Raw genomic sequence first — 23,578 nt, 5'->3', positions numbered from 1 at the left:
GGTGCATGACAAAACGGACTACAACATCAATGAGCCGAGCAGTTCCGGGAAAACGCTGACCATTGAGTTCGTCAATCAGCGCCACTACCGGGCACAGCAATGCTTTATGTCGGTCCAGCTGGTGGATAACGCTGACAGCTCGACGATGCTGGATAAACGCTACTTTGTGACCAATGACAACCAGCTGACCATTCAGAACGATCTGATGAACAGCCTGTCGGATGCGCTGACGCAGCCGTGGCCAGCGCGGATGCAGGCGATGCTCAGGCAGTATCAGCCGTCGCAAAGCGTGGCGTTAACCTACTTCTACCAGTCGCATCAGTTGTTAATGAAGGGCGATGTCGATTCATTAAGCAAGGCCAGCAGTCTGCTGGACGATGTGATTAAGCGGGCGCCGGATTTTATTTACGCCTATGCCGAAAAAACGCTGGTGGATGTATTACGCCATTCGCAGCAGCCGCTGGATGATAAACAGCTGGCCGCCCTCTACAGTGAAGTTGAGCGGGTAGGGGAGATGCCGGGTATTAAAGACATGGCGATTTATTACCAAATAAAAGCGGTGGATATGCTCGGTAAAGGCAAAGTCGACGAAGCGAATACCGCGATTAACAGTGCAATCGATTTAGAAATGTCGTGGCTGAATTATGTGCTGTTAGGCAAAGTCTATGAGATGAAAGGTGAGAACCGGCTGGCTGCCGATTCTTACATCACCGCGTTTAATTTACGCCCCGGCGGAGATACGCTGTACTGGATAGAAAACGGCGTTTTCCAGACGTCGGTTAACCGGGTGGTTCCGTATCTCGATAATTTCCTCTCTTCAGAATAAGTAAACCCTCATCACGCGCAAGGTTTTTGGCGTGGTGAGGTTAAATTTATGTTTCTCATGAAGCCTCTGGTTGTTATTTATATTTAGCATTCTGGAGGCTTTAAATAACAGTTAAGTAACACGCCATCCTACCTCTAACAGCATGTAATACAACAATGTTTATCTTTTTCTGACACCCTGTTGTCATGTTTATATGTTAAGCGAAAAAGCTCAAAATATCATTTGTCTGATGTTTGTTGTTATTTCACTTTATCTTTAGGACTTATCTCGTACAAATCAGTAATCTTGTTGGCAGTTGGTCGGGTCAATTAATGGTTCTGTATCATGATCTGTACCTCCCAAATAAACTTAGGAGAAAAACAACCATGAGTTCTGCCAAGAAGATCGGGCTATTTGCCTGTACCGGTGTCGTCGCCGGTAATATGATGGGGAGCGGTATTGCATTATTACCTGCGAACCTGGCCAGCATCGGTGGTATTGCCATTTGGGGCTGGGTAATTTCAATTATTGGTGCGATGTCTCTGGCTTATGTTTATGCCCGACTGGCCACTAAGAACCCGCAACAGGGTGGTCCAATTGCCTACGCCGGGGAAATATCTCCCGCATTCGGTTTCCAGACTGGTGTGCTTTATTATCATGCAAACTGGATTGGTAACCTGGCCATCGGGATTACCGCAGTTTCTTATCTCTCTACGTTCTTCCCAATTTTAAATAACCCGGTGCCAGCAGGTATTGCCTGTATTGCCATCGTGTGGATCTTTACTTTCGTTAATATGCTCGGCGGGACCTGGGTCAGCCGTCTGACCACTATTGGTCTGGTACTGGTGCTTATTCCAGTGGTGATGACCGCGGTTGTCGGCTGGCACTGGTTTGACGCAGCGACCTATCAGGCGAACTGGAACACCTCCAGCACCACCGATAGCCACGCGGTCATTAAAAGTATCCTGCTCTGCCTGTGGGCCTTCGTTGGCGTCGAATCCGCCGCCGTCAGTACCGGGATGGTAAAAAACCCGAAACGTACCGTCCCGCTGGCTACCATGCTGGGTACTGCGATGGCCGGTATCGTCTATATCGCCGCGACTCAGGTTATCGCCGGTATGTATCCTGCTTCTCAGATGGCCGCATCCGGTGCGCCGTTCGCGATTAGCGCCTCTACCATTCTCGGCGGCTGGGCTGCTCCGATGGTTTCCGCTTTCACTGCCTTCGCTTGCCTGACGTCTCTGGGCTCGTGGATGATGCTGGTTGGCCAGGCCGGTGTACGTGCCGCCAACGACGGTAACTTCCCGAAAGTGTACGGTGAGCTTGATAGCAACGGTATTCCGAAAAAAGGCCTGCTGCTGGCGGCGGTGAAAATGACCGCGCTGATGGTGCTGATTACCCTGATGAACTCCGCCGGTGGTAAAGCCTCCGACCTGTTCGGCGAACTGACCGGTATCGCAGTACTGCTGACCATGCTGCCTTACTTCTACTCCTGTGTTGACCTGATTCGTTTCGAAGGCATCAACATCCGTAACTTCGTTAGCCTGATTTGTTCGGTACTGGGTTGCGTGTTCTGCTTCATCGCGCTGATGGGCGCAAGCTCCTTCGAACTGGCCGGCACCTTTATCGTTAGCCTGATTATCCTGATGTTCTACGGTCGCAAAATGCACCAGCGCCAGCAGAACAACGCAACGGATAACAACAGCCCCGCTAACGCGCACTAATCAGTAACCCGTTTTCCTGAGGCTCCTTCCATCACCTGTCACAACGCGACGGGAGGGGCTTTCTACATCTGGAGATTTGACTATGAACGTTATTGCAATCATGAATCACATGGGTGTTTACTTCAAAGAAGAACCCATCCGTGAACTGCATCGTGCTCTCGAACGCCTGGACTTCCGTATTGTCTACCCGAACGACCGTGACGACTTATTAAAACTTATCGAAAACAACTCTCGTCTGTGCGGCGTGATCTTCGACTGGGATAAATACAATCTCGAACTGTGCGAAGAAATCAGCAAAATGAATGAGTACATGCCGCTGTACGCGTTCGCTAACACCTACTCCACCCTGGACGTTAGCCTGAACGATCTGCGCATGCAGGTTCGCTTCTTCGAATATGCGCTGGGCGCCGCGGAAGATATCGCGAACAAAATCAAACAGAACACTGACGAATACATCGACACCATTCTGCCGCCGCTGACCAAAGCGCTGTTCAAATATGTCCGTGAAGGTAAATACACCTTCTGTACCCCTGGCCACATGGGCGGTACCGCGTTCCAGAAAAGCCCGGTAGGCAGCATTTTCTATGATTTCTTTGGCCCGAATACCATGAAATCCGATATCTCCATTTCGGTTTCTGAACTGGGTTCTCTGCTGGACCACAGCGGCCCGCACAAAGAAGCGGAAGAATATATCGCTCGCGTCTTTAACGCTGAACGCAGCTACATGGTGACCAACGGTACTTCTACTGCTAACAAAATCGTCGGCATGTACTCCGCGCCGGCCGGCAGCACCGTGCTGATTGACCGTAACTGCCACAAATCGCTGACTCACCTGATGATGATGAGCGACATTACGCCGATCTACTTCCGCCCGACCCGTAACGCCTACGGTATCCTCGGCGGTATTCCGCAGAGCGAATTCCAGCACGCGACTATCGCCAAGCGTGTGAAAGAGACGCCGAACGCGACCTGGCCGGTACACGCCGTTATCACCAACTCGACCTATGATGGCCTGCTGTATAACACCGACTTCATCAAGAAAACCCTGGATGTGAAATCCATCCACTTTGACTCCGCATGGGTGCCTTACACCAACTTCTCGCCGATCTATGAAGGCAAATGCGGGATGAGCGGCGGCCGCGTCGAAGGGAAAGTGATTTACGAAACCCAGTCCACGCACAAACTGCTGGCGGCATTCTCCCAGGCGTCGATGATCCACGTGAAAGGTGACGTTAACGAAGAGACCTTCAACGAAGCCTACATGATGCACACTACCACCTCTCCGCATTATGGGATCGTGGCGTCCACCGAAACCGCGGCGGCGATGATGAAGGGTAACGCCGGTAAGCGTCTGATCGACGGCTCTATCGAACGTTCCATCAAGTTCCGTAAAGAGATCAAACGTCTGAAAGGCGAATCTGACGGCTGGTTCTTCGACGTCTGGCAGCCGGAGCATATCGATGGCGCTGAATGCTGGCCGCTGCGCTCTGACAGCGCATGGCACGGTTTCAAAAACATCGATAACGAGCACATGTACCTCGACCCGATCAAAGTCACACTGCTGACGCCGGGGATGAAGAAAGACGGCACCATGGATGATTTCGGTATTCCGGCAAGCATCGTGGCGAAATATCTCGACGAACACGGCATCGTGGTGGAGAAAACCGGTCCGTACAACCTGCTGTTCCTGTTCAGCATCGGTATCGACAAAACCAAAGCGCTGAGCCTGCTGCGTGCGCTGACCGACTTCAAACGCGCGTTCGACCTGAACCTGCGGGTGAAAAACATGCTGCCGTCGCTGTACCGCGAAGATCCTGAATTCTATGAAAACATGCGTATTCAGGACCTGGCGCAGAACATTCATAAACTGGTTGAGCATCACAACCTGCCGGACCTGATGTTCCGCGCATTCGAAGTGCTGCCATCCATGGTGATGACCCCGTATGCCGCGTTCCAGAAAGAGCTGCACGGTCAGACGGAAGAAGTGTACCTCGAAGAGATGGTCGGCCGCGTCAACGCCAACATGATCCTGCCGTATCCTCCGGGAGTACCGCTGGTGATGCCGGGTGAAATGATCACCGAAGAAAGCCGCCCGGTGCTGGAATTCCTGCAGATGCTGTGCGAAATCGGCGCTCACTACCCGGGCTTCGAAACCGATATCCACGGGGCATACCGTCAGGCGGATGGTCGTTACACCGTTAAAGTGCTGAAAGAAGAGAACAACAAGTAATAGACGCACTACAAGGGAAGTGGCTTGCCACTTCCCTTTTTTCACGCTGCAAGGAGAACCTATGAAAACACCCTCACAGCCGCGCGCGATTTACTACATCGTAGCGATCCAGATCTGGGAGTACTTCAGCTTTTACGGCATGCGCGCCTTACTCATCCTTTACCTCACCCACCAGCTTGGCTTTGACGATAGCCACGCCATCAGTCTGTTCAGCGCCTACGCATCTTTAGTTTACGTAACCCCTATTCTCGGCGGCTGGCTTGCCGACCGCCTGCTCGGCAACCGCACGGCGGTGATTGCCGGGGCGCTGTTGATGACCCTCGGCCACGTGGTGCTGGGCGTCGAGTCGACCTCGGTATGGAGCCTGTACGTCGCGCTGGCGATCATTATCTGCGGCTACGGCCTGTTCAAATCCAATATCAGCTGCCTGCTCGGCGAACTGTACGCTCACGACGACCCGCGTCGCGACGGCGGCTTCTCGCTGCTGTACGCCGCCGGCAACGTCGGCTCGATTGCCGCGCCCATCGCCTGTGGACTGGCGGCGCAGTGGTACGGCTGGCATATCGGCTTCGCCCTGGCGGGGATCGGTATGTTCATCGGCCTGATGATTTTCCTAAGCGGCAGCCGCCATTTCCGGCATACCCGCGGCGTGGATAAACCGGCGCTACGGGCGGTGAAATTCGTGCTGCCGACCTGGGGCTGGTTGCTGGTGATGCTGTGCCTGGCGCCGGTGTTCTTCACGCTGCTGCTGCAAAACAACTGGTCCGGCTATCTGCTGGCGATCGTCTGCCTGTTCGCCGCCCAGATGGTGGCGCGGATCATGATCAAAGCCCCGGAGCATCGTCGCGCGCTGTGGCAGATCGTCCTGCTGATGCTCGCCGGGACGCTGTTCTGGGTGCTGGCGCAGCAGGGCGGGAGCTCGATTAGCCTGTTTATCGACCACTTCGTCAATCGTCGCCTGCTGAACTGGGACGTGCCGACCGCGCTGTTCCAGTCGGTCAACGCGGTGGCGGTGATGGCGGCCGGCGTGGTGCTGGCGTGGCTGATGCGCCCGGAAGGCAGCGTGCGTTCGGTGCTGCGCGTCTGGCTGAAATTCGCTTTCGGCCTGCTGCTGATGGGCGGCGGCTTTATGCTGCTGGCGCTCAATGCCCGCCACGGCGCGGCTGACGGCCAGGCCTCGATGGGCATGATGGTCGCCGGGCTGGCGATGATGGGCTTTGCCGAACTGTTTATCGACCCGGTGGCGATGGCGCAAATCACTCGTCTGAACATGCCCGGCGTCACCGGGGTGTTGACCGGCATTTATATGCTGGCCACCGGCGCGGTGGCCAACTGGCTGGCCGGGGTGGTGGCGCAGCAAACCACCGAATCGCAAATCAGCGATACGGCGATTGCTGCCTATCAGCATTTCTTCTCGCAGATGGGTGAATGGACCCTCGGCTGCGTGGCGGTGATGGTCGTTATCGCCTTTGCCGCGGCCTGTAGTGTGGGCAAACGCCGTGCGGCTGCCGGTGAAGTTACCGGCGGCGGCGCCTGACGCTCGTCCCGGCTGGTGGCGTAAACGCCTTATCCGGGCCGCGATTCGTAGCCCCGGTAAGCGCGGCGCGACCGGGGGTATTACATCAACAGCGGAGCGCGAAGTCGCTCCTTGCACAGCTTAGTGAACAGGAGGAGGATATTCTGGCATGCGCGGAGGCCAACGATAAAAAATACCGTTACTGAAGCCATAGCTGAGTGAGATCAGCTTGGAGTGAATCCAGGATCGTTAAGATTGTGCTCTGGTGTCTTCCCAGAGACAGGCCGCGCGGAAGGGTGACCTGGTTCAATTTATCGAAGCTAGTTTGAAAGCAAGGTTATGAGGAATCCATATGTCTGAACAACAAGCACAAGGTGCCGATGAGGCCATTGACCTTAATAATGAACTGAAAACTCGTCGCGAAAAACTGGCTGCACTGCGTGAGCAGGGCGTAGCCTTCCCCAACGACTTCCGTCGCGATCATACCTCTGACCAATTGCACGCTGAATTCGATGCGAAGGATAACGATGAACTCGCTTCCCTGAACGTTGAAGTTGCGGTGGCTGGTCGGATGATGACCCGCCGCGTGATGGGCAAAGCCTCCTTCGTCACCCTCCAGGACGTCGGCGGCCGCATTCAGCTGTACGTGGCGCGCGATGACCTGCCGGAAGGCGTCTACAACGAACAGTTTAAAAAATGGGACCTCGGCGACATCATCGCCGCCCGCGGCAAGCTGTTCAAAACGCAAACCGGTGAACTTTCCATCCACTGCACCGAGCTGCGTCTGCTGACCAAAGCCCTGCGCCCGCTGCCGGATAAATTCCACGGCCTGCAGGATCAGGAAGTTCGCTATCGCCAGCGCTATCTGGATCTGATCGCCAACGAAGAGTCGCGTCATACGTTCCGTATCCGCTCGCAGATCCTCGCGACCATGCGCCAGTTCATGGTGGCTCGCGGTTTTATGGAAGTCGAAACGCCGATGATGCAGGTGATCCCTGGCGGTGCGTCCGCCCGTCCGTTCATCACCCATCACAACGCGCTGGATCTGGATATGTACCTGCGCATCGCGCCGGAACTGTATCTGAAACGTCTGGTGGTTGGCGGCTTTGAACGCGTGTTTGAAATCAATCGTAACTTCCGTAACGAAGGGATCTCCGTACGCCATAACCCAGAGTTCACCATGATGGAACTGTATATGGCGTATGCGGACTACAAAGACCTGATCGAACTGACCGAGTCGTTGTTCCGCACCCTGGCGCAGACGGTGCTGGGCAAAACCGAAGTGCCGTATGGCGACCAGGTGTTTGATTTCGGTAAGCCGTTTGAAAAACTGACCATGCGCGAAGCGATCAAGAAACACCGTCCGGAAACCAACATGGCGGATCTGGATAACTTTGACGCGGCGAAAGCGCTGGCGGAATCTCTCGGCATTCAGGTAGAGAAAAGCTGGGGGCTGGGACGTATCGTCACCGAAATCTTTGACGAAGTGGCGGAGGCGCATCTGATTCAGCCAACCTTCATCACCGAATACCCGGCGGAAGTTTCCCCGCTGGCGCGCCGCAACGACGTGAACCCGGAAATCACTGACCGCTTCGAATTCTTCATCGGCGGCCGCGAAATCGGTAACGGTTTCAGCGAGCTGAACGATGCCGAAGATCAGGCGCAGCGCTTCCAGGATCAGGTGAACGCCAAAGCGGCGGGCGATGACGAAGCGATGTTCTACGACGAAGACTACGTGACTGCCCTCGAGTACGGCCTGCCGCCGACCGCGGGTCTGGGTATCGGTATCGACCGCATGGTGATGCTGTTTACCAACAGCCATACCATCCGCGACGTGATCCTCTTCCCGGCCATGCGTCCGCAGAAGTAATCCGTTGCACTCCCTCCCGGCCTGCGCCGGGAGGTCCTTCCAGCATTATCCCCATCCTGTCGGCAGGGCGATGTTATTACAGGACTTTTTGCAACGTACCGCGCTGGCTGCCGTTTGCCCAGACGCCGTTAAAGGCGTCGTTCAGCGTAAAGGACGAGTCTTTCACCCGGAAGGTCAGTTTACCCTGGCTGGCTTTCGCCTCCTCGACCAGATGACCATGGGTTTTCACCGTTTTAGCGGTGACGGTAATCTCATCAATTTTATCGCCATACTCCGTATAAACATACCAGGTGCCCACCCAGGGGCCGAAGCCGCTACTGGCGTGCTGCACGGCGGCGGCATTCTCGGCTTTGGTTTTATGAATATCGCAGGTGGTCCCATCGGTCATCTGCGTGCAACCGGAACGTTCAAGCTGTTCCCGGTATTTCGCGCTAATGGCGTGGGCCGGCGCGGCGGCGGCCAGCGCCAGGGTGAGGGTGGTGAAAAGCCAGGTCTTATTCATCTTATTGTTTCTCATCGCGATAGCGGCGCGCATTGTCATAAAGGTTGATACACATTGGTGCATTCTCCCGGTGGCGTCAGAATAAATATAACCGCAGTCATTCCTGATAAATAACTAGCAGGAAGGAGATGGGGTATTTATTGGTAAAGCATCATTACCCTGAGCTTATTTATCACAGAGCCTTCCCGCTGCTTGTCATATTATTGCAGAGAGAATGTTAAGTAATTGATGTTTTAAAAGTGGCTATTTGTCACTTACGCAAATAACAGCAGGCCAGGCCTGGGCGCGCGGCTAAAGCCCGCACCGGTGCGGTGTTGAGTTTTTTTCATATTGCTATCATCATATTTCGAATGAAAGGGATAACCTCTGAGTCGGGTTATTAAGCCAGTAATTTTTATCCGCAAAATAAGCTGGCGGCAAGCATTATTTCCATTTATTTTTCAGGGTTACCTGAAATAGCGGATATATCGCCAGCGCAATGATGGATTTCCATCATTTCTCCGTTTTCATCGTCGGTCGTCGCCTGCTTATAGTGACGCCAGACAAGACCACAGGGTGAAAAGGAGAACAAGATGGCGACAGAGCATCTGCAGTGGGGCGTGAGCCCCCTGTGCTGGACCAACGATGTGCTGGAGGATTTAGGCGGCGATATCCCCCTGGATACCTGCCTGCGCGAGGCGCGGGAGGCGGGCTATCAGGGCATTGAATTAGGACGGAAATTTCCCCGCCAGGCAGAGACGCTGGGCCCGCTGCTGGCGGCGGCTGACCTGCGCCTGGCGTCCGGCTGGTACAGCGGCTTGCTGGCCGACCGCAGCGTGGAAGCGGAGCTGGAGGCGGTGCGGGAGCACGCGCAGCTCCTCCGGCAGCTCGGCGCGAGGGTGATGGTTTACGGCGAGTGCGGGCAACTGCCGGGTGAAACCCCGCTTGATGAGCCTATTTCGCTCTCGCCGCCGTTAAGCCGCGTCAGCCTGACGGCGTATTGCCACAAGCTAAATACCTTTGCCGACCTGCTGCTGCGTGACTATGGCCTCCAGCTGGCCTATCACCATCATCTGATGATGCTGGTGGAGCATGATGACGAGCTGGAGCGGTTTCTGTCTCACACCCATGACAACGTCGGGCTGGCGTTTGATACCGGGCATGCCTTTGTCGCCGGGGTCGAGATCCCGCGCGTGCTGCAAAAATATGGCCACCGTATCCGCCATCTGCATCTGAAAGACGTGCGTCCGCAGGTGCTGGGGCGTCTGTATCGTGAAAACCTGAGCTTTAACGAGGCGGTGCGCGCCGGGCTGTTTACCATCCCAGGCGACGGCTGCATCGACTATGCGCCGATCCTCGACTTCGTCCGGGACAGCGACTACCGCGGCTGGCTGATTATCGAAGCCGAGCAGGACCCGGCGATGGCGCCGCCGTTGGCCACCGCCAGCCGCGCCTTTGCCTGGCTGGCACACCATTTATCTTCCCTTTCACCGTCAGAGGAGCATGCATCATGAGCGCGCGGTTAAATATCGGTCTTATCGGCTCGGGTTTTATGGGTCAGGCACACGCCGACGCTTACCGTCGCGCGGCGATGTTTTATCCCGATCTGCCGAAGCGCCCGCATCTCTACGCGCTGGCGGATCAGGATCAGGCGATGGCTGAACGCCATGCGGCGAAACTGGGGGCGGAAAAGGCCTACGGCGACTGGCGCGAGCTGGTAAACGATCCGCAGGTTGATGTGGTGGATATCACCTCGCCGAACCATCTGCACTACACAATGGCGATGGCGGCGATCGCGGCGGGTAAACATGTCTATTGCGAGAAGCCGCTGGCGGTCAATGAGCAGCAGGCGCAGGAGATGGCGCAGGCGGCACGGCGCGCGGGGGTGAAGACCATGGTGGCCTTTAACAACATCAAAACGCCGGCGGCACTGCTGGCAAAGCAGATTATCGCCCGGGGCGATATTGGCGAACCGGTGCGCTTTCGCGGCACTTTTGATCAGGGGTTTTATAACGACCCGAACCTGCCCTGGTCCTGGCGCTGCTCGAAAACCCTCGGCGGCAGCGGGGCGCTTGGCGACCTTGGCGCCCATACCCTGTCGGTCGCCCAGTTTTTGCTGGGCGGGATCCGCGAAGTGACCGCCAGCGCGCAAACCTGCCTGCGCCAGCGTCCGGTGCCGCAGAGCGATGCCGGGTATGCCAGCCGGGTCGCGGCCGATGCCGAGTGGCGGGAAGTAGAAAATGACGATCAGGTTCAGTGCCTGGTCAATTTCGACAGCGGCGCGGCGGGAGTGATTGAGGCCTCGCGCATCGCCGCCGGGCGGATCTTCGGCGTGTTCTGGGAGGTTTCCGGCACCGAAGGCACGCTGTATATGGACGGGGAGCGCTTTAACGAGTTGCAGGTATATCGCTTCAACGATGATAAACACGACCGCGGCTTTAAGACGCTGTATGCCGGGAGCCAGATCCCGGCCTATGCCGGCTTCTTCGGCTTCGATTTTGGCGGCGGTGGGCTGGGCTATTTTGACGTCAAGGTGATCGAAGTGCATGACCTGGTGCAGGGAATTTGCGGGGAGGACGACTGCTATCCCAACTTTGAATTTGGTTTGCAGAATCAGCGCGTGCTGTCGGCGATTGAAGCTTCGATGGCCAGCCGTCGCTGGGTGAACGTGGTTAAAGACTAAGGAGCCGCTATGTTTCCCTCACACTTACCGACCCCGCGCCGCCCGGCGGCGCAGAGCATTCCCTCCCTGCGCTGGGGCATTATCGGTCCCGGCTGGATCGCCGAGCGCTTTGTTCATGCATTGAAAACCTACAGCCGGCAGCAGGTGGTGGCGGTGGCCTCCCGCAGCCAGGCGAAGGCCGACCGGGTGGCCGCGGAATGGGGGATCCCCCAGGCTTACGGCCAGGTGGAGGAGATGCTGGCACGCCCGGATATTGATGCGGTGTATATTGCAACGCCGCACAACCATCACTTTCCCGACGGCATGCTGGCGCTGAAGGCGGGTAAACACGTGCTGATTGAGAAGCCCTTCGCGCTCAACCTCGGCGAAGGGCGTGAGCTGCAGGCGGAAGCCACCCGGCAGGGGAGAGTAGCGCTGGAGGCGATGTGGTGCGATTACGCGCCGAAATATGATGTGATCCGCCAGTTGCTGGAGGATGGGGCGCTCGGCGACCTGCATACCCTGCTGGCCGATCACGGCGAGTATTTCACCCCCGACCACCGTATCTTCAATGCCGACCTTGCCGGCGGGCCGATGATGGACCTCGGCAGCTATTTGACCTCGTTTGCGCTGATGGTGGGCGGCATGCCGCAGGAGATTGTCGCCCGCGGCAGCGCCACGGCGGAGGGGCTTAACGGTCAGACGTCGATGCTGTTCGGCTGGCAGAACGGGATGCAGGGGGTGTTAAACACCACGTTATTCAGCAACACGCCGGGCGGGGCGGTGGTGGCCGGACGCCAGGCGACCCTGACGCTCGACGGCCAGTTCTATGCCCCCGGCGGCTTCACGCTCGCCGCCAGCCAGGGTGGACAGGCGCTGCGCTGGGAAGAGCCGCGCAATCGCTACGACCAGCTGTTCTGGCAGGCGGAGCATTTTGCCTGGTGCATCGGGCAGGGGTTGCAGGACTCGCCGCTGCGGCCGCTCAGTCGGGTGCTGCAGAATCTGCAGGTGATGGATGAGGTGCGGCGCCAGGTGGGCGCGGTGTTTAACGAAGAACGCTAAGGGTTGGCCGGGCTTTGGTTTGCAGACAGCGCCTGCCTGCCATTGCCCGGCACCAGGACGCGTACGATGCCTGATGTCTGTTGCCCGGCGGCGCTGCGCTTGCACGGGCCTACGATATCTATGCAACCGATTGATATTACAGTGTATTAATGCCTGTGTTCTGTAGGCCGGGCAAGGCGTCGCCGCCGCCCGGCATAAAAGCGGCTCCGCGCCCGCTGTCCTTGCCCGGCGGCGCTGCGCTTGCACGGGCTTGGGATATCTATGCAACCGATTGATATTACAGTGTATTAATGCCTGTGTTCTGTAGGCCGGGCAAGGCGTCGCCGCCGCCCGGCATAAAAGCGGCTCCGCGCCCGCTGTTCTTGCCCGGCGGCGCTGCGCTTGCACGGGCCTACGATATCTATGCAACCGATTGATATTACAGTGTATTAATGCCTGTGTTCTGTAGGCCGGGCAAGGCGTCGCCGCCGCCCGGCATAAAGGCTGGTACAGCGCCTGATTGCGGTTGCCTTACACCCGCTCAGCAACAGTCGTCGACGGCGACAAACTGGCCGCGCTGCAGGGACTGAACCGCCGCTTCGGCAATGGCCTGCGCCTGCAGGCCGTCCAGCAAGCCGGGCAGGTCGGCCACGGTTTCACCATTCAGGGTGCGAATAAAGGCGTCAAGATGCTGATAATAAGATCCTTGTACCCGGCTGAACCAGTCCGGCCACAGGCCCGGCTCAATGCGCTGATTGCCGCGCCACAGGGTAGGGCCCGCCGGCGACTGGCTACCGGACTCCAGCGCGCCTTCGGCGCCCAGCAGCGTGATCCGTTCATCATACCCGTGGCCGGTACGGCGGGTATTGTCCAGCTGCGCCAGCGCGCCGCCGCGCATCTGCATCATCAGGATAGAGGTGTCGACATCGCCAAATTCGGCGATGTCCGGCAGGGCCAGCGCCGCGCCCATCGCCGCCACGGTGCGCACTTCATCGCCAGTGAGAAAGCGCAGGAGATCGAAGAAGTGGATCGCCTGATCGCGCATCTGGCCGCCGGAGCTGCGCAGATAATCGAGCGGCGGCATGCTGGAGGCGCGGCAGACCATCTGCACCAGCTCGACCCGGCCGATCAGCCCTTGCTCCAGCTGGCGGCGGAGCTGCTGATGGCTGCTGTCGAAGCGCCGGTTAAAGCCGACAGTCACCGGCACATTCAGGGGGAGCACCCGCTCCACCACCTCGCGGGCGCGCGCCAGGGAGAGGTCGATCGGTTTTTCGCAATAGACCGCCTTGCCCGCCCGGGCGGCGGCTTCCAGCAGTTCGGCATGTGACGGGGTTGAACTGGCGATCAGCACCGCGTCGATGGCGTCGCTATGGATCGCCTCGCTCACTGTCACCGCCCGGGCGCCATAGCGGGCGGCCAGCGCCTGGGCGCGCTCCGGGGCGGCATCGGCCACCATCGTCAGCGCACTTCCTTCATGACGGGCAAGACTGGCGGCATGAACCTGACCGATAAAACCACTGCCTACCAGGGCAAAACGTTTGCAGATCATTTTTTTCTCCAGAATGGCGAGGGGACGTTGCCACCATAATCGGTTTGCTAAACTCACTGACACTGCCGTTTTGATGGATTTCCATCATGAAGAGAGGGGCGATGAAAAACATTTCACTGGCGATGCTGGCCAGACAGATTGGCGTCGGCGTGGCCACCGTTGACCGGGTGCTGAACGAACGCGGCGGCGTATCGCCGCAGACCACCCGCAAAGTGCTGCAGGCGGCGCGCGAGGCGGGGCTGAAGCGGATCCTGCCGGAGGAGCACCGCTTTCCCTGGCAGGTTGAGGTCTTTCTCAGCAGCAATGACTCGTTCTTCTTTCCCCAGCTGGCGCAGGATTTTGCCGCCGTGGCGGATAGCCTCGGCTATCGCCGTTTGACCCTGCACCGCACCTTTGTCCCGGAGTCGCAGCCGACGACGCTGGCCCGGCGCATTGTGCGCAGCTGCCAGCAGCGTCAGGGGATCATCGTCTTCGGCAATGACCATCCTGCGGTGCACGATGCGCTGCGCGGCTGCCGGGAGGCGGGCGTCCCGGCGATCACCCTGGCGACGGACCTGCCCGGCGCCGACCGACTCTGCCACGTGGGGATCAATCAGCTGCAGGCTGGCCGCACGGCGGGGTTAATGCTGGGGAGGATGACGCCGCGGGCTGGCGAGGTGCTGATGCTCAGCGGCCGGCAAGATTACAGCGCGCATCGCCTGCGCATTCAGGGGTTTCGCGAGGTGCTGAGCCAGCGCTTTCCCCACCTGCAGCTCAGCGACGTGCTGGCGGGTGAGGAGCGGCGGGAGCAGATCACTCGCCTCGTGGAGCAAGCCCTGTGCCGCAGCCGGAATATTGTTGGGATCTATAACACCGGGCTTGGCAATACCCAGATTGCCGAGGCGCTGGCCCGCCACCGCCGCGAAGGCGACGTCTGCTGGATCACCCATGAGCGTTACAACACCACCCGGCAGCAGCTGGCGAAGGGGAGTCTGGCGTTAACGCTCGATCAGAACACCCGCCAGCATGCCCAGCTGGCGATCGACCTGATGCTGCGCCATCTGGAGTCCGGCTACCAGCCGCAAACCTATGCCGACGGTAAAGTCGACTTTATCCTCTACAGCGCCGAAAACGTGGACTAAGGCGTGCGGGGCCTCCCTTTCTGACAACACGGATTTCCCCGGCGGGTAAAAGCCAACCCCGCCGGAAGCGATCGCTTCAAAGCGTTGTCTGCCTCTCATTTTTCGCTCATTTATGCGGCAATGTTAGATGTCTGTCAAAATTCTGTTACTGCATAGTTTTAAAATTTTCATTTCAGTTATTTACTTATAAAAGTTTCAAATGTCTTGTTAATGAAATAAATGGTCTGAAATCCAGAGCGCGGTGTAAATGGACTGACGTTTCAAAAAAGTGATGATAAAACAGCCGTTATTTGTGATTTAGATCACGAGGGAGTGCGAGAGGAACCGCAGTGCCGTCGACATCGCAGCAGACATTTGCCGCAACGTAACTGAAATTAATTTTTCATTTTGTTTCATTCACCGGCGTACCTACAAAATCAAGGATCAACTATGAATATTAAGAAAACGATTGTTGCCTCTTTGTTAGCCTGCATGCTGCCTGCGGTGGTTATGGCAAAAGACGTCTCTATTGGCGTCTCCATGGCGCTGTTTGACGATAACTTCCTGACGATCCTGCGGACCTCGATGCAAAAAGAGATGAAAAAAGATGGCGTTAAATCGCAGATCGAGGACGCGAAAGGAGATGTCTCCCAGCAGCTGCAGCAGGTGCAAAACTTTATCGGCCAGGGGGTGGACGCCATTATCGTCAACCCGGTGGATACCAACGCGGTGAAACCGATCATGGATCAGGCCACCAAAGCCGGGATCCCGCTGGTGTTTGTGAACCGTCGCCCGCAGGCGGAGCTGACCGACAAGATGGCCTATGTGGGGTCGGACTCTATCCTTGCTGGCCGTCTGCAGATGGAAGCGCTGGCGAAAGCGATGAACGGTAAGGGTAATGTGGCGATCCTGCTCGGCGACCTGGCGAATGAATCTACCCGCGACCGCACCAAAGGGGTGGAAGAGGTGGTGGCGAAATACCCGAACATCAAAATCGTCCAGAAGCAGACCGCGAAATTTACCCGCAATGACGCGGTGGACGTGGTCAGCAACTGGATGACCAGCGGTGAGGATATCCAGGCCATCGCCTCCAACAACGATGAAATGGCGATCGGCGCCCTGCAGGCACTGGGCAAAAACCCGAACCATATTCTCATCGCTGGCGTGGATGGCACTCCGGATGCGCTGCAGATGCTGAAGAGCGGCAAAATGATCGCCACCATCTTCCAGGATGCGAAAGGCCAGGGTGAAGGCGCAGTCGACGCGGCCATCAAGCTGGCGAATGGCGAGAAAGTAGAAAAAATCATCGACGTGCCGTATCAGCTGATCACCAAAGAGAACATGGCTGAATTTACTAACCGTAATCAGAAATAGTCCTGGCCAACCCGTGGTACGGAGGTGGATGTATGAACGCTTTTGCACTTGAAGCCGAAGGTATCAGTAAGTTCTTCCCCGGCGTGAAGGCGCTCGATAATGTCTCATTGCGCGTGCGTCCGGGAACGGTGCATGCCCTGATGGGCGAGAACGGCGCCGGCAAATCCACGCTGATGAAGTGCCTGATCGGTATCTATCGTCCCGATAAAGGATCGATTCGCGTGAAAGGGGAGCCGGTGGAGTTTACCGACACCATGGATGCGCTGCGCTCGGGGATCTCGATGATCCACCAGGAGCTCAATCTGGTGCCGCATATGACGGTGGCGGAGAATATCTGGCTGGGGCGTGAGCCGATGAAGTACGGCTTTGTCGACCACGGCCAGCTGACCCGCCAGACCCAGGCGCTGCTGGACAAGCTTAATATCCGCTTAACCGCCGACCGGCTGGTGGGTGACCTGAGCATCGCCGCTCAGCAGATGGTGGAGATTGCCAAAGCGGTCTCGTGGAATGCGGATATCGTGATCATGGATGAGCCCACCTCGGCGCTGACCGAAGGCGAGGTGGCTCACCTGTTCACCATCATCCGCGACCTGCGCGCCCAGGGTAAAGCGATCATCTATATCAGCCACAAAATGGATGAGATCTTTGCCATTACCGATGAGATCAGCGTGTTTCGCGACGGCACCTGGGTGGGGAGCAAAAACACCACCGAATTTACCCGCCAGTCGCTGATCACCCAGATGGTGGGCCGCGAATTAACTCAGCTGTTTCCGAAATTTAATAACACCATCGGCGAAGAGGTGCTGACGGTGCGCAACCTGACGCGCCAGGGCGTGTTCCATGACGTCAGTTTTACTGTACGCCGCGGTGAAATCCTTGGTGTGGCCGGGCTGGTGGGCGCCGGGCGCAGCGAGGTGATGGAAAGCCTGTTCGGTATGGAGCGCTTCGACAGCGGCGAAGTGCTGATCGACGGGGCGCCGGTGACCATTGATTCCCCCTCCGTGGCGATTGAAAAGGGGATGGCGCTATTAACCGAAGACCGCAAAAAGTCGGGCCTGTTTCTGGTGCTGTCGGTGCTGGAAAATATGAGTATCGTCAAAATGCCGGAATATATCGGCAAGAGCGGTTTTGTCCAGCACGTGAAAATGGCCGAAGACTGCATGGAGCAAATTCGCCGGCTCAATATTAAAACGCCGACGATGGATCAAATTATTAATAACCTCAGCGGGGGGAATCAGCAAAAAGTCCTGATTGCGCGCTGGCTGTTAGCGCAACCGAAAATCTTAATTCTCGATGAACCGACCCGCGGTATCGACGTCGGGGCGAAGGCGGAGATTTATCATCTGATCAGTGAACTGGCGAATCGGGGGGTGGCGGTCATTATGGTCTCCTCTGAGCTGCCGGAAATCCTTGGCATGAGTGATCGGGTCATGGTGATGCATGAAGGCCGTATCACCGGCATCCTGGAAAAAGACGAAGCCGACCAGGAAACCATTTTGTCGTTGGCATCCCATTGAGGCACAGAGAATGAGTAATATGAAATTAACGGCGGCTCCGGCCAGCGAGGGTTCCTCCTTCTTCGCTAATTTGCGGCATAAAATGCCGAAAGATACCGGCATCTTTGTGGTGATGCTGGTGATTGCCCTGACCTTTGAAATTGCCGGCTGGTATGTTCGCGACCAGTCGTTTCTGCTCAATACCAACCGCCTGGTGCTGATTGTGCTGCAGGTGGCGATTATCGGCATCATCGCCGTCGGCGTCACCCAGGTGATCATCACCACCGGGATTGACCTCTCCTCCGGCTCGGTTATCGCCCTTGCGGCGGTGGTGGCGGCGAGCCTGGCGCAAACCTCCGACAGCCTGTCGCCAATGTTCCCGGCGCTGGTCAACCTGCCGGCGGTGATCCCCATTTGCGCGGGGATCGGCGTCGGCCTGCTGTGTGGGCTGACCAACGGTTTTCTGGTGACGCGGACCGGTATTCCGCCGTTTATCGCCACCCTCGGGATGATGGTTTCGGCGCGCGGTCTGGCGCAGTATTACACCCAGGGCAACCCGATCAGCTTCCTCTCCGACAGCTTTACGGCGATAGGCCAGGGGGCGATGCCGGTGATTATCTTCTTCGTGATCGCCGCCGTGTTTCACATTGCGCTGAAGCATACCCGGTATGGCAAATATGTGTATGCCATCGGCGGCAACATGACCTCGGCCAAAGTGTCCGGCATCAACGTGAATAAGTATCTGGTGATTGTCTACACCATCGCCGGGGCGCTCTCCGGGCTGGCGGGGGTGGTGCTGGCGGCGCGCGTCAGCAGCGGCCAGTCGAGCATGGGGATGTCCTACGAGCTGGACGCGATTGCCGCCGCGGTGATTGGCGGCAGCAGCCTGATGGGCGGGGTGGGGCGTATTACTGGCACCCTGATTGGCGCGATGATCCTTGGCCTGATCAAAAGCGGTTTTACCTTTGTCGGCGTCGATGCCTATGTGCAGGATATTATTAAAGGCATCATTATCGTCGCGGCGGTGACCATCGACATGCGTCGCAACCGGAAAAAACACTAATCTTATCAACGGGCGGCAATGGCGAAGGATGTCGTTGCCGCCCGTCCTGTCCAGAAATAAACAAAATACGCCCCGCCAGGCGCGGCCTGTCTGTTTTGCCCACGCGGCTCATCCTGTACAGTTTTGCCACTTCCGTTGTCTATTCGTCAGGGGGCCCACGCGTGGCCTCCGGTTTCTGGAGTCGTATGAATACACCATCCGTCGTCAAATCCTCGCCGCTCTGGCGACCGGCAAGCAGGGGCATTATCGTCACGCTGCTCGCCGGACTGGCGATCCTGGCGCTCGGTCGGGGCGTGAATTTTCCGGCCAGAGAGGTTTACCGTGAGATGCAGACCCGCCAGCTGGAGGAGGATGCGCAGTGGGTCGCGGAGCGCCTTGAGCGGCGAATGAACACGCCGGCGCCGCAGCGGGAAGCCGCCTGGCCGTTGGCGGCGATGCGCGCCGATCTCCATACCCTGGCCCGGCAGCGGCATTATCAACTGCTGCTGGTGAATGGCGACGGGCATCTGCTGGCGGCATCGCATGCGCTGCCGGCCAGCGTACTGGCCCAGGTGCAGGCGCAGTTCCCCGGGGAGATGCAACCGCCGCTGTTCGGCAGCCACTACCAGACTATCCAGCCTTTCGCCCCGCACCAGCGGATGTTAACCCGCGCGCTGAACGGCGAGGCGGGACTGACGGGCTGGAATCTGGTGGTGCTGGCGCCGGACGGCGGATTGCCCTCGTTACTGATGGCTTACCGCTGGCCGGTGACGATCGGCCTGGGCATGCTGTTTGCCGGCGCGCTGCTGGCGGTGAGGCAGGCGGCGCGCGCCCGGCGAAAACGCTGATTGCCGATGGCGTCGTCAGGGATGGCGAAACTGCAGGGTGGCGGGCAGGTAGCGCTGGAGCGGCTCCGGCGCCTGGCCGTCGATCAGCTGGCTGAGCAGATCGTAGCAGTGCCAGGCCAGCTGGCGATTATCCTGCTGCACGGTATCAATGCGCAGAGAAAGCGAATCATACAGGTAGTGATCGTCGAAGCTGGCGAGATGAATATTGGAGTCCAGCAGATGATGCTGGCTCATGTAGCGCAGTACCCCTTCGAGCAGTCCGCAGGCCGCGGTAAACAAGGCCTTCGGCGGACGTCCCAGCCGCGCGCAGAGCGCCGCGAACATCTCATACCCGGAGCTGGGGTGGTAGTTACCGTTGATCACCCACTCAGGGCGCAGCGTGACCCCCGCCTGAGCCAGGCCTTGCGTGAATCCCGCCAGCCGGTCGCGCGACGGCGACAGCCGCGGCTGGCCGCCGAGAAACCAGAACTCGTCCGCATGCTGAGGCGCAATGCGGGAGATCAGCTCGGCGGTTGGGGTCACCGAGTCGGTCATCACCAGCGGCAGGGCGCTGTCGCTGGGGGAGCGGTCAAACAGCACCACCGGCAGCTGTTCGCTGAGCTTCAGGTAGTCGGCATCGCTGTGCATGCACGAGGCGACGATCAGCCCGTCGACCTGGCGGGCAATCATATTATTGACCACCACGCTCTCCTGGCCGGGGTTTTCGTCGGTGCAGGAGATAAGCAGCTGCACGCCAGCTTCCCGGCAGAGCGTCTCAAGCTCATGGGAGAAAACGGCAAACCCGTAGTTGGTGATCTCCGGTACCACCAGGCCAATGGTATGGCTGCGGTTATCGCGCAGCGAGCGCGCATGAATGCTGGGCTGATAGTGCTGCTCGCGGGCGATCGCCAGCACGCGCTCGCGCGTCTCCTGCGCCACGCGCAGCTCTTTGCCACGGCCGTTGAGCACCAGACTGGCGGTCGCTTTTGAGACGCCCGCCAGTTCGGCGATATCTTTGATAGTTACGCGTTTGGTTTTCATCACCACTCAGGAGCCTGAAAGCAAAACGCTTATACTACCATGCATGGCCGCAGCAGCCAGCGGCAGAATGCCACCGGCGTCGCACCGCTGAAGATTAACTGCCCCGGATAGCCCGGGAAGAAGCGGCTGCTCATCACCCCTTCGCCATCGTTGATGAAAATTTCCACGCTGGAGCGGTCGATAAAGATCCGCAGGCGCCGCGCTTCGCCGCGCCAGTAGCGGTGATGCATCTCGGCGGTCTGCAGCCCGCGGCGCGACAGACGCAGGCCGTCGCGGTTGACGGTGAGCTGCAGGGCGCCGGCAAAGTCCAGCCCCAGCGTACTGTTGGGGGCGATGTCAAAGGCCAGCTCCATCGGGGCGAGGGGCAAGGTCTGCCCGCGCCAGCCCTGGGCTTCCTCGCGCAGAGCGGCCAGCTCGCGCAGCGGGCGCTGATACAGGGTGCCCGCCTGCCACTCCAGCTCGCGCACGCAGGTCATCTGGTGGATCCATCCCTGTGCGCGGGTGGGTTGATGCATCTCTTCCCCGTCCGGGACGCCCATCCAACCGACCAGCAGGCGGCGGCCATCATCGGCCAGCATGGTCTGCGGCGCGTAGAACTCAAACCCGCTGTCCAGTTCGTGCAGCGGGCCGTGGTCGAAGGTGCCGCGTTCGGCGTCGAAGCGGCCTGCCATCCACACCGCCGGATAGGTATTGAGAAAGCGCTGCGCTTCGCGGGCCAGCCCCTGCGGGCAGCAGATCAGCAGGTGGGTATCCGCCAGCGGAAAGAGATCCGGGCACTCCCACATATAGCCGCCGTTCGCCAGACCGTTAACGCCATGTCCGGCGATCTCGCCCACCAGGCGCCACTCCCGCAGATCGCTGGCGGTAAACAGCAGCACTTTACCGTGCTGTTGCAAATCCTGCGCCCCGAGGACCATGTACCAGCGCCCGTCCTGCTGCCACACCTTGGGGTCGCGCACATGGCCGGTGTAACCGTCAGGGAGCGGCAGCACTGGCCCCAGCTTGCGGAAGGTGCCATCGGCATTCTCTGTCGCCAGGCACTGCCAGGCGGTGCGCCCGCCGTCGGGGAATTTCACGTTGCCGGTGTAGCACAGCATCAGGGCGCCCTCGAACTCGACCGCGCTGCCGGAGTAGCAGCCGTTGCGGTCATACTCTTCGTCCGGCATCAGAGCGATAGGTTCATGCCGCCAGTGCAGCAGATCGGCAGAGCTCCAGTGTCCCCAGCACTTATAGGTATGGTCGCAGGCGAGCGGGTTCCACTGATAAAACAGGTGGTAACGCCCGGCGACCTGGCAAAAGCCGTTGGGATCGTTCAGCAGTCCGCTGACCGGCGCCAGATGCCATTGCGGATAATGGCTGTCGGCCAGCGCCTGCGGCTGGCCCTGCATAACGGCCTGCAGGATCGCAGGCAGGCGTGACGGTAATGACATTATTCAGCGTCCGTTTTGTATTTCAGCGTCAGAGAAAGCATGAAGGCCACGGCGAAGGCGATCGCCATACCGATAATGTAGTTCAGCAGCGAACTGGCCTGCACGATGGCCATCCCCGGGATCGCCGTCAGGCCCACCGCGGTCATGTAGACGTGCATCGACACCACCCAGGCGCCGCCGGCAGCACCGCCCACCAGCGCAGCGATGAACGGCTTCACGAAGCGCAGGTTAATCCCGAAGATTGCCGCTTCCGTGATCCCCAGCATCGCCGAAAACGCCGACGGCAGGGAGATGGCTTTGATTTTGGCATCTTTGGTTTTAAACCACACCGCAAAGCAGGCGCCGCCCTGAGCGACGTTGGCCATCGCCCAGATCGGCAGCAGGAAGTTGACGCCAATCGATGGGTTGCCCAGCAGACCCGCCTCGATGGCGTGGAAGCTGTGATGGATACCGGTGATGACGATCACCGAGTAGAGGCCGCCGAACAGCAGTCCCGCCAGCCAGCCGGCGTGGCTGATAAGCGTGCTGAGGATAAACGAAATGCCGTCGCCGAGCGCACGACCGGCCGGGCCGATCAGCAGCAGGGCGATAAAGCCGGAGATAATTACCGTCAGGAACGGGGTGAGGATCAGGTCCAGCGCGTCAGGGATAACGCGGCGCAGCTGTTTTTCGACAATGCTCATAAACCACACCGCCAGCAGCACCGGGAAAACGGTGCCCTGGTAGCCGATCATCGCCACTTCGATACCGAAGAAATTCATGGTGTGGAAGCCGGCGGCGACGCCCCAGGCGTTGGTCAGCGCCGGGTGGGTCAGGATCCCGCCGAGGGTCGCGCCCAGATAAGGGTTACCGCCAAATTCGCGGGCGGCGGTAAAGCCGATCAGGATCGGCAGAATGATAAACGCCGCCGAGCTGCACATATCCAGCATGATATAGATAGCGTTGCTCGGGTCGACCCAGCCGTAGGTTTTCACCATCCCCAGCAGGCCCATCAGCAGGCCGGAGGCGACGATGGCGGGAATGATCGGTACGAAAATGTTGGACAGCAGGCGGGCGATGCGCTGGAACGGGTTCAGCTTTTTCGCGGCCAGGTCGGCGGCTTCGGATTTGCTTGATTCGCTGATGCCTGCGGCCTGGATAAAGGCGGCATAGACTTTATTGACCACCCCGGTACCGAAGATGATCTGCATCTGTCCGGCATTGCGAAAGCAGCCTTTCACCCCGTCGATTTTGCCAATGGCCTGTTGGTCGGCGAGCGCGTCGTCGACCAGCACCAGCCGCAGGCGGGTGGCGCAGTGCGCGGCGCTGGCGATATTTTCCTTGCCGCCCAACAGGGGAAGCAGTGAGCGGGAAATCTGATCAAAATCCATAGTACCCTCTGAATGCATGA

16 protein-coding genes and 2 pseudogenes are annotated in these 23,578 nt (G+C 58.5%); 13 read left to right on the top strand and 5 right to left on the bottom strand.

What is annotated here, in order from left to right; genetic code table 11:
* From CWM53_RS22235 to lysS, 5 genes and pseudogenes are all read left to right on the top strand, one after another.
* Positions 1 to 826 (top strand): annotated as a pseudogene (locus CWM53_RS22235) (CadC family transcriptional regulator); the annotation flags it as partial.
* 365 nt (positions 827 to 1,191) lie between these two features.
* Positions 1,192 to 2,529 (top strand): cadaverine/lysine antiporter, encoded by a 1,338-nt coding sequence (gene cadB, locus CWM53_RS22230; RefSeq protein WP_061155472.1) that lies wholly within the window; start codon positions 1,192 to 1,194, stop codon positions 2,527 to 2,529.
* Positions 2,530 to 2,611: 82 nt separating this feature from the next.
* Positions 2,612 to 4,759, top strand: a complete 2,148-nt coding sequence (cadA, locus tag CWM53_RS22225; protein ID WP_061155471.1) for a lysine decarboxylase CadA — start codon at positions 2,612 to 2,614, stop codon at positions 4,757 to 4,759.
* Positions 4,760 to 4,820: 61 nt separating this feature from the next.
* The gene (gene dtpD / locus CWM53_RS22220) at positions 4,821 to 6,296 is read left to right on the top strand and encodes a dipeptide permease DtpD (protein ID WP_100675955.1); all 1,476 of its coding nucleotides are present in this window, start codon (positions 4,821 to 4,823) and stop codon (positions 6,294 to 6,296) included.
* A 331-nt stretch (positions 6,297 to 6,627) separates the two neighbouring features.
* Positions 6,628 to 8,145, top strand: a complete 1,518-nt coding sequence (gene lysS, locus CWM53_RS22215; protein WP_004202393.1) for a lysine--tRNA ligase — start codon at positions 6,628 to 6,630, stop codon at positions 8,143 to 8,145.
* A 76-nt stretch (positions 8,146 to 8,221) separates the two neighbouring features.
* Here the strand turns inward: lysS and CWM53_RS22210 are convergent, their stop codons facing one another.
* The gene (locus CWM53_RS22210; protein ID WP_074386667.1) at positions 8,222 to 8,647 is read right to left on the bottom strand and encodes a hypothetical protein; all 426 of its coding nucleotides are present in this window, start codon (positions 8,645 to 8,647) and stop codon (positions 8,222 to 8,224) included.
* A 572-nt stretch (positions 8,648 to 9,219) separates the two neighbouring features.
* Here CWM53_RS22210 and iolE point away from each other — a divergent pair.
* The 3 genes from iolE to CWM53_RS22195 are packed head-to-tail and all read left to right on the top strand — an operon-like array spanning position 9,220 to position 12,350.
* Complete coding sequence (iolE, locus tag CWM53_RS22205; RefSeq protein ID WP_100729375.1) at positions 9,220 to 10,140, top strand: myo-inosose-2 dehydratase; 921 nt, start codon at positions 9,220 to 9,222, stop codon at positions 10,138 to 10,140.
* The gene (locus tag CWM53_RS22200; protein ID WP_100729374.1) at positions 10,137 to 11,309 is read left to right on the top strand and encodes a Gfo/Idh/MocA family protein; all 1,173 of its coding nucleotides are present in this window, start codon (positions 10,137 to 10,139) and stop codon (positions 11,307 to 11,309) included. Before iolE ends, CWM53_RS22200 begins: the two co-directional genes overlap by 4 nt.
* Positions 11,310 to 11,318: 9 nt before the next feature.
* Positions 11,319 to 12,350, top strand: a complete 1,032-nt coding sequence (locus CWM53_RS22195) for a Gfo/Idh/MocA family protein (protein WP_100729373.1) — start codon at positions 11,319 to 11,321, stop codon at positions 12,348 to 12,350.
* Between the two features lie 520 nt (positions 12,351 to 12,870).
* Here CWM53_RS22195 and CWM53_RS22190 read toward each other — a convergent pair.
* Entirely contained in the window at positions 12,871 to 13,878 is a 1,008-nt protein-coding gene (locus CWM53_RS22190) for a Gfo/Idh/MocA family oxidoreductase (protein ID WP_100675951.1), read from the bottom strand.
* A 101-nt stretch (positions 13,879 to 13,979) separates the two neighbouring features.
* Here CWM53_RS22190 and CWM53_RS22185 point away from each other — a divergent pair, with 101 nt between their 5' ends.
* The 5 genes and pseudogenes from CWM53_RS22185 (at position 13,980) to CWM53_RS22165 (ending at position 19,706) form a co-directional block, all read left to right on the top strand.
* Entirely contained in the window at positions 13,980 to 14,999 is a 1,020-nt protein-coding gene (locus tag CWM53_RS22185; protein WP_100729372.1) for a LacI family DNA-binding transcriptional regulator, read from the top strand.
* 429 nt (positions 15,000 to 15,428) lie between these two features.
* Positions 15,429 to 16,352 (top strand): sugar ABC transporter substrate-binding protein, encoded by a 924-nt coding sequence (locus tag CWM53_RS22180; protein ID WP_002892597.1) that lies wholly within the window; start codon positions 15,429 to 15,431, stop codon positions 16,350 to 16,352.
* A gap of 32 nt (positions 16,353 to 16,384) precedes the next feature.
* Positions 16,385 to 17,869, top strand: a complete 1,485-nt coding sequence (locus tag CWM53_RS22175; RefSeq protein ID WP_004202401.1) for a sugar ABC transporter ATP-binding protein — start codon at positions 16,385 to 16,387, stop codon at positions 17,867 to 17,869.
* 19 nt (positions 17,870 to 17,888) lie between these two features.
* On the top strand, positions 17,889 to 18,911 hold the full coding sequence (locus CWM53_RS22170) for an ABC transporter permease (RefSeq protein WP_004152946.1): 1,023 nt from the start codon (positions 17,889 to 17,891) through the stop codon (positions 18,909 to 18,911).
* A 185-nt stretch (positions 18,912 to 19,096) separates the two neighbouring features.
* A pseudogene (locus CWM53_RS22165) lies at positions 19,097 to 19,706 on the top strand (hypothetical protein).
* 47 nt (positions 19,707 to 19,753) lie between these two features.
* On the opposite strand, the gene CWM53_RS22160 reads toward CWM53_RS22165, so the two are convergent.
* Genes CWM53_RS22160 through CWM53_RS22150 form a run of 3 tightly spaced genes read right to left on the bottom strand, consistent with a single transcriptional unit; the run spans position 19,754 to position 23,558 of the window.
* A complete protein-coding gene (locus CWM53_RS22160; RefSeq protein WP_162494424.1) occupies positions 19,754 to 20,764 on the bottom strand; it encodes a LacI family DNA-binding transcriptional regulator in 1,011 nt (336 codons plus the stop codon).
* A gap of 23 nt (positions 20,765 to 20,787) precedes the next feature.
* On the bottom strand, positions 20,788 to 22,188 hold the full coding sequence (locus CWM53_RS22155; protein WP_100729370.1) for a sucrose-6-phosphate hydrolase: 1,401 nt from the start codon (positions 22,186 to 22,188) through the stop codon (positions 20,788 to 20,790).
* Entirely contained in the window at positions 22,188 to 23,558 is a 1,371-nt protein-coding gene (locus CWM53_RS22150) for a sucrose-specific PTS transporter subunit IIBC (protein ID WP_061155459.1), read from the bottom strand. Before CWM53_RS22150 ends, CWM53_RS22155 begins: the two co-directional genes overlap by 1 nt.
* Positions 23,559 to 23,578 lie beyond the last annotated feature (20 nt).

This window comes from Klebsiella sp. A-Nf5 (genome assembly GCF_002810545.1).
GTDB lineage: Bacteria > Pseudomonadota > Gammaproteobacteria > Enterobacterales > Enterobacteriaceae > Klebsiella > Klebsiella variicola.
The sequence above is the reverse complement of the archived record's forward strand: the minus strand, read 5'-3'. Positions and strand labels throughout refer to the sequence as shown.

Coding starts and splice junctions, on each gene's coding strand:
- cadB (WP_061155472.1), top strand. CDS start 1,192: ATGAGTTCTGCCAAGAAGATCGGGCTATTTGCCTGTACCGGTGTCGTC.
- cadA (WP_061155471.1), top strand. CDS start 2,612: ATGAACGTTATTGCAATCATGAATCACATGGGTGTTTACTTCAAAGAA.
- dtpD (WP_100675955.1), top strand. CDS start 4,821: ATGAAAACACCCTCACAGCCGCGCGCGATTTACTACATCGTAGCGATC.
- lysS (WP_004202393.1), top strand. CDS start 6,628: ATGTCTGAACAACAAGCACAAGGTGCCGATGAGGCCATTGACCTTAAT.
- CWM53_RS22210 (WP_074386667.1), bottom strand. CDS start 8,647: ATGAATAAGACCTGGCTTTTCACCACCCTCACCCTGGCGCTGGCCGCC.
- iolE (WP_100729375.1), top strand. CDS start 9,220: ATGGCGACAGAGCATCTGCAGTGGGGCGTGAGCCCCCTGTGCTGGACC.
- CWM53_RS22200 (WP_100729374.1), top strand. CDS start 10,137: ATGAGCGCGCGGTTAAATATCGGTCTTATCGGCTCGGGTTTTATGGGT.
- CWM53_RS22195 (WP_100729373.1), top strand. CDS start 11,319: ATGTTTCCCTCACACTTACCGACCCCGCGCCGCCCGGCGGCGCAGAGC.
- CWM53_RS22190 (WP_100675951.1), bottom strand. CDS start 13,878: ATGATCTGCAAACGTTTTGCCCTGGTAGGCAGTGGTTTTATCGGTCAG.
- CWM53_RS22185 (WP_100729372.1), top strand. CDS start 13,980: ATGAAAAACATTTCACTGGCGATGCTGGCCAGACAGATTGGCGTCGGC.
- CWM53_RS22180 (WP_002892597.1), top strand. CDS start 15,429: ATGAATATTAAGAAAACGATTGTTGCCTCTTTGTTAGCCTGCATGCTG.
- CWM53_RS22175 (WP_004202401.1), top strand. CDS start 16,385: ATGAACGCTTTTGCACTTGAAGCCGAAGGTATCAGTAAGTTCTTCCCC.
- CWM53_RS22170 (WP_004152946.1), top strand. CDS start 17,889: ATGAAATTAACGGCGGCTCCGGCCAGCGAGGGTTCCTCCTTCTTCGCT.
- CWM53_RS22155 (WP_100729370.1), bottom strand. CDS start 22,188: ATGTCATTACCGTCACGCCTGCCTGCGATCCTGCAGGCCGTTATGCAG.
- CWM53_RS22150 (WP_061155459.1), bottom strand. CDS start 23,558: ATGGATTTTGATCAGATTTCCCGCTCACTGCTTCCCCTGTTGGGCGGC.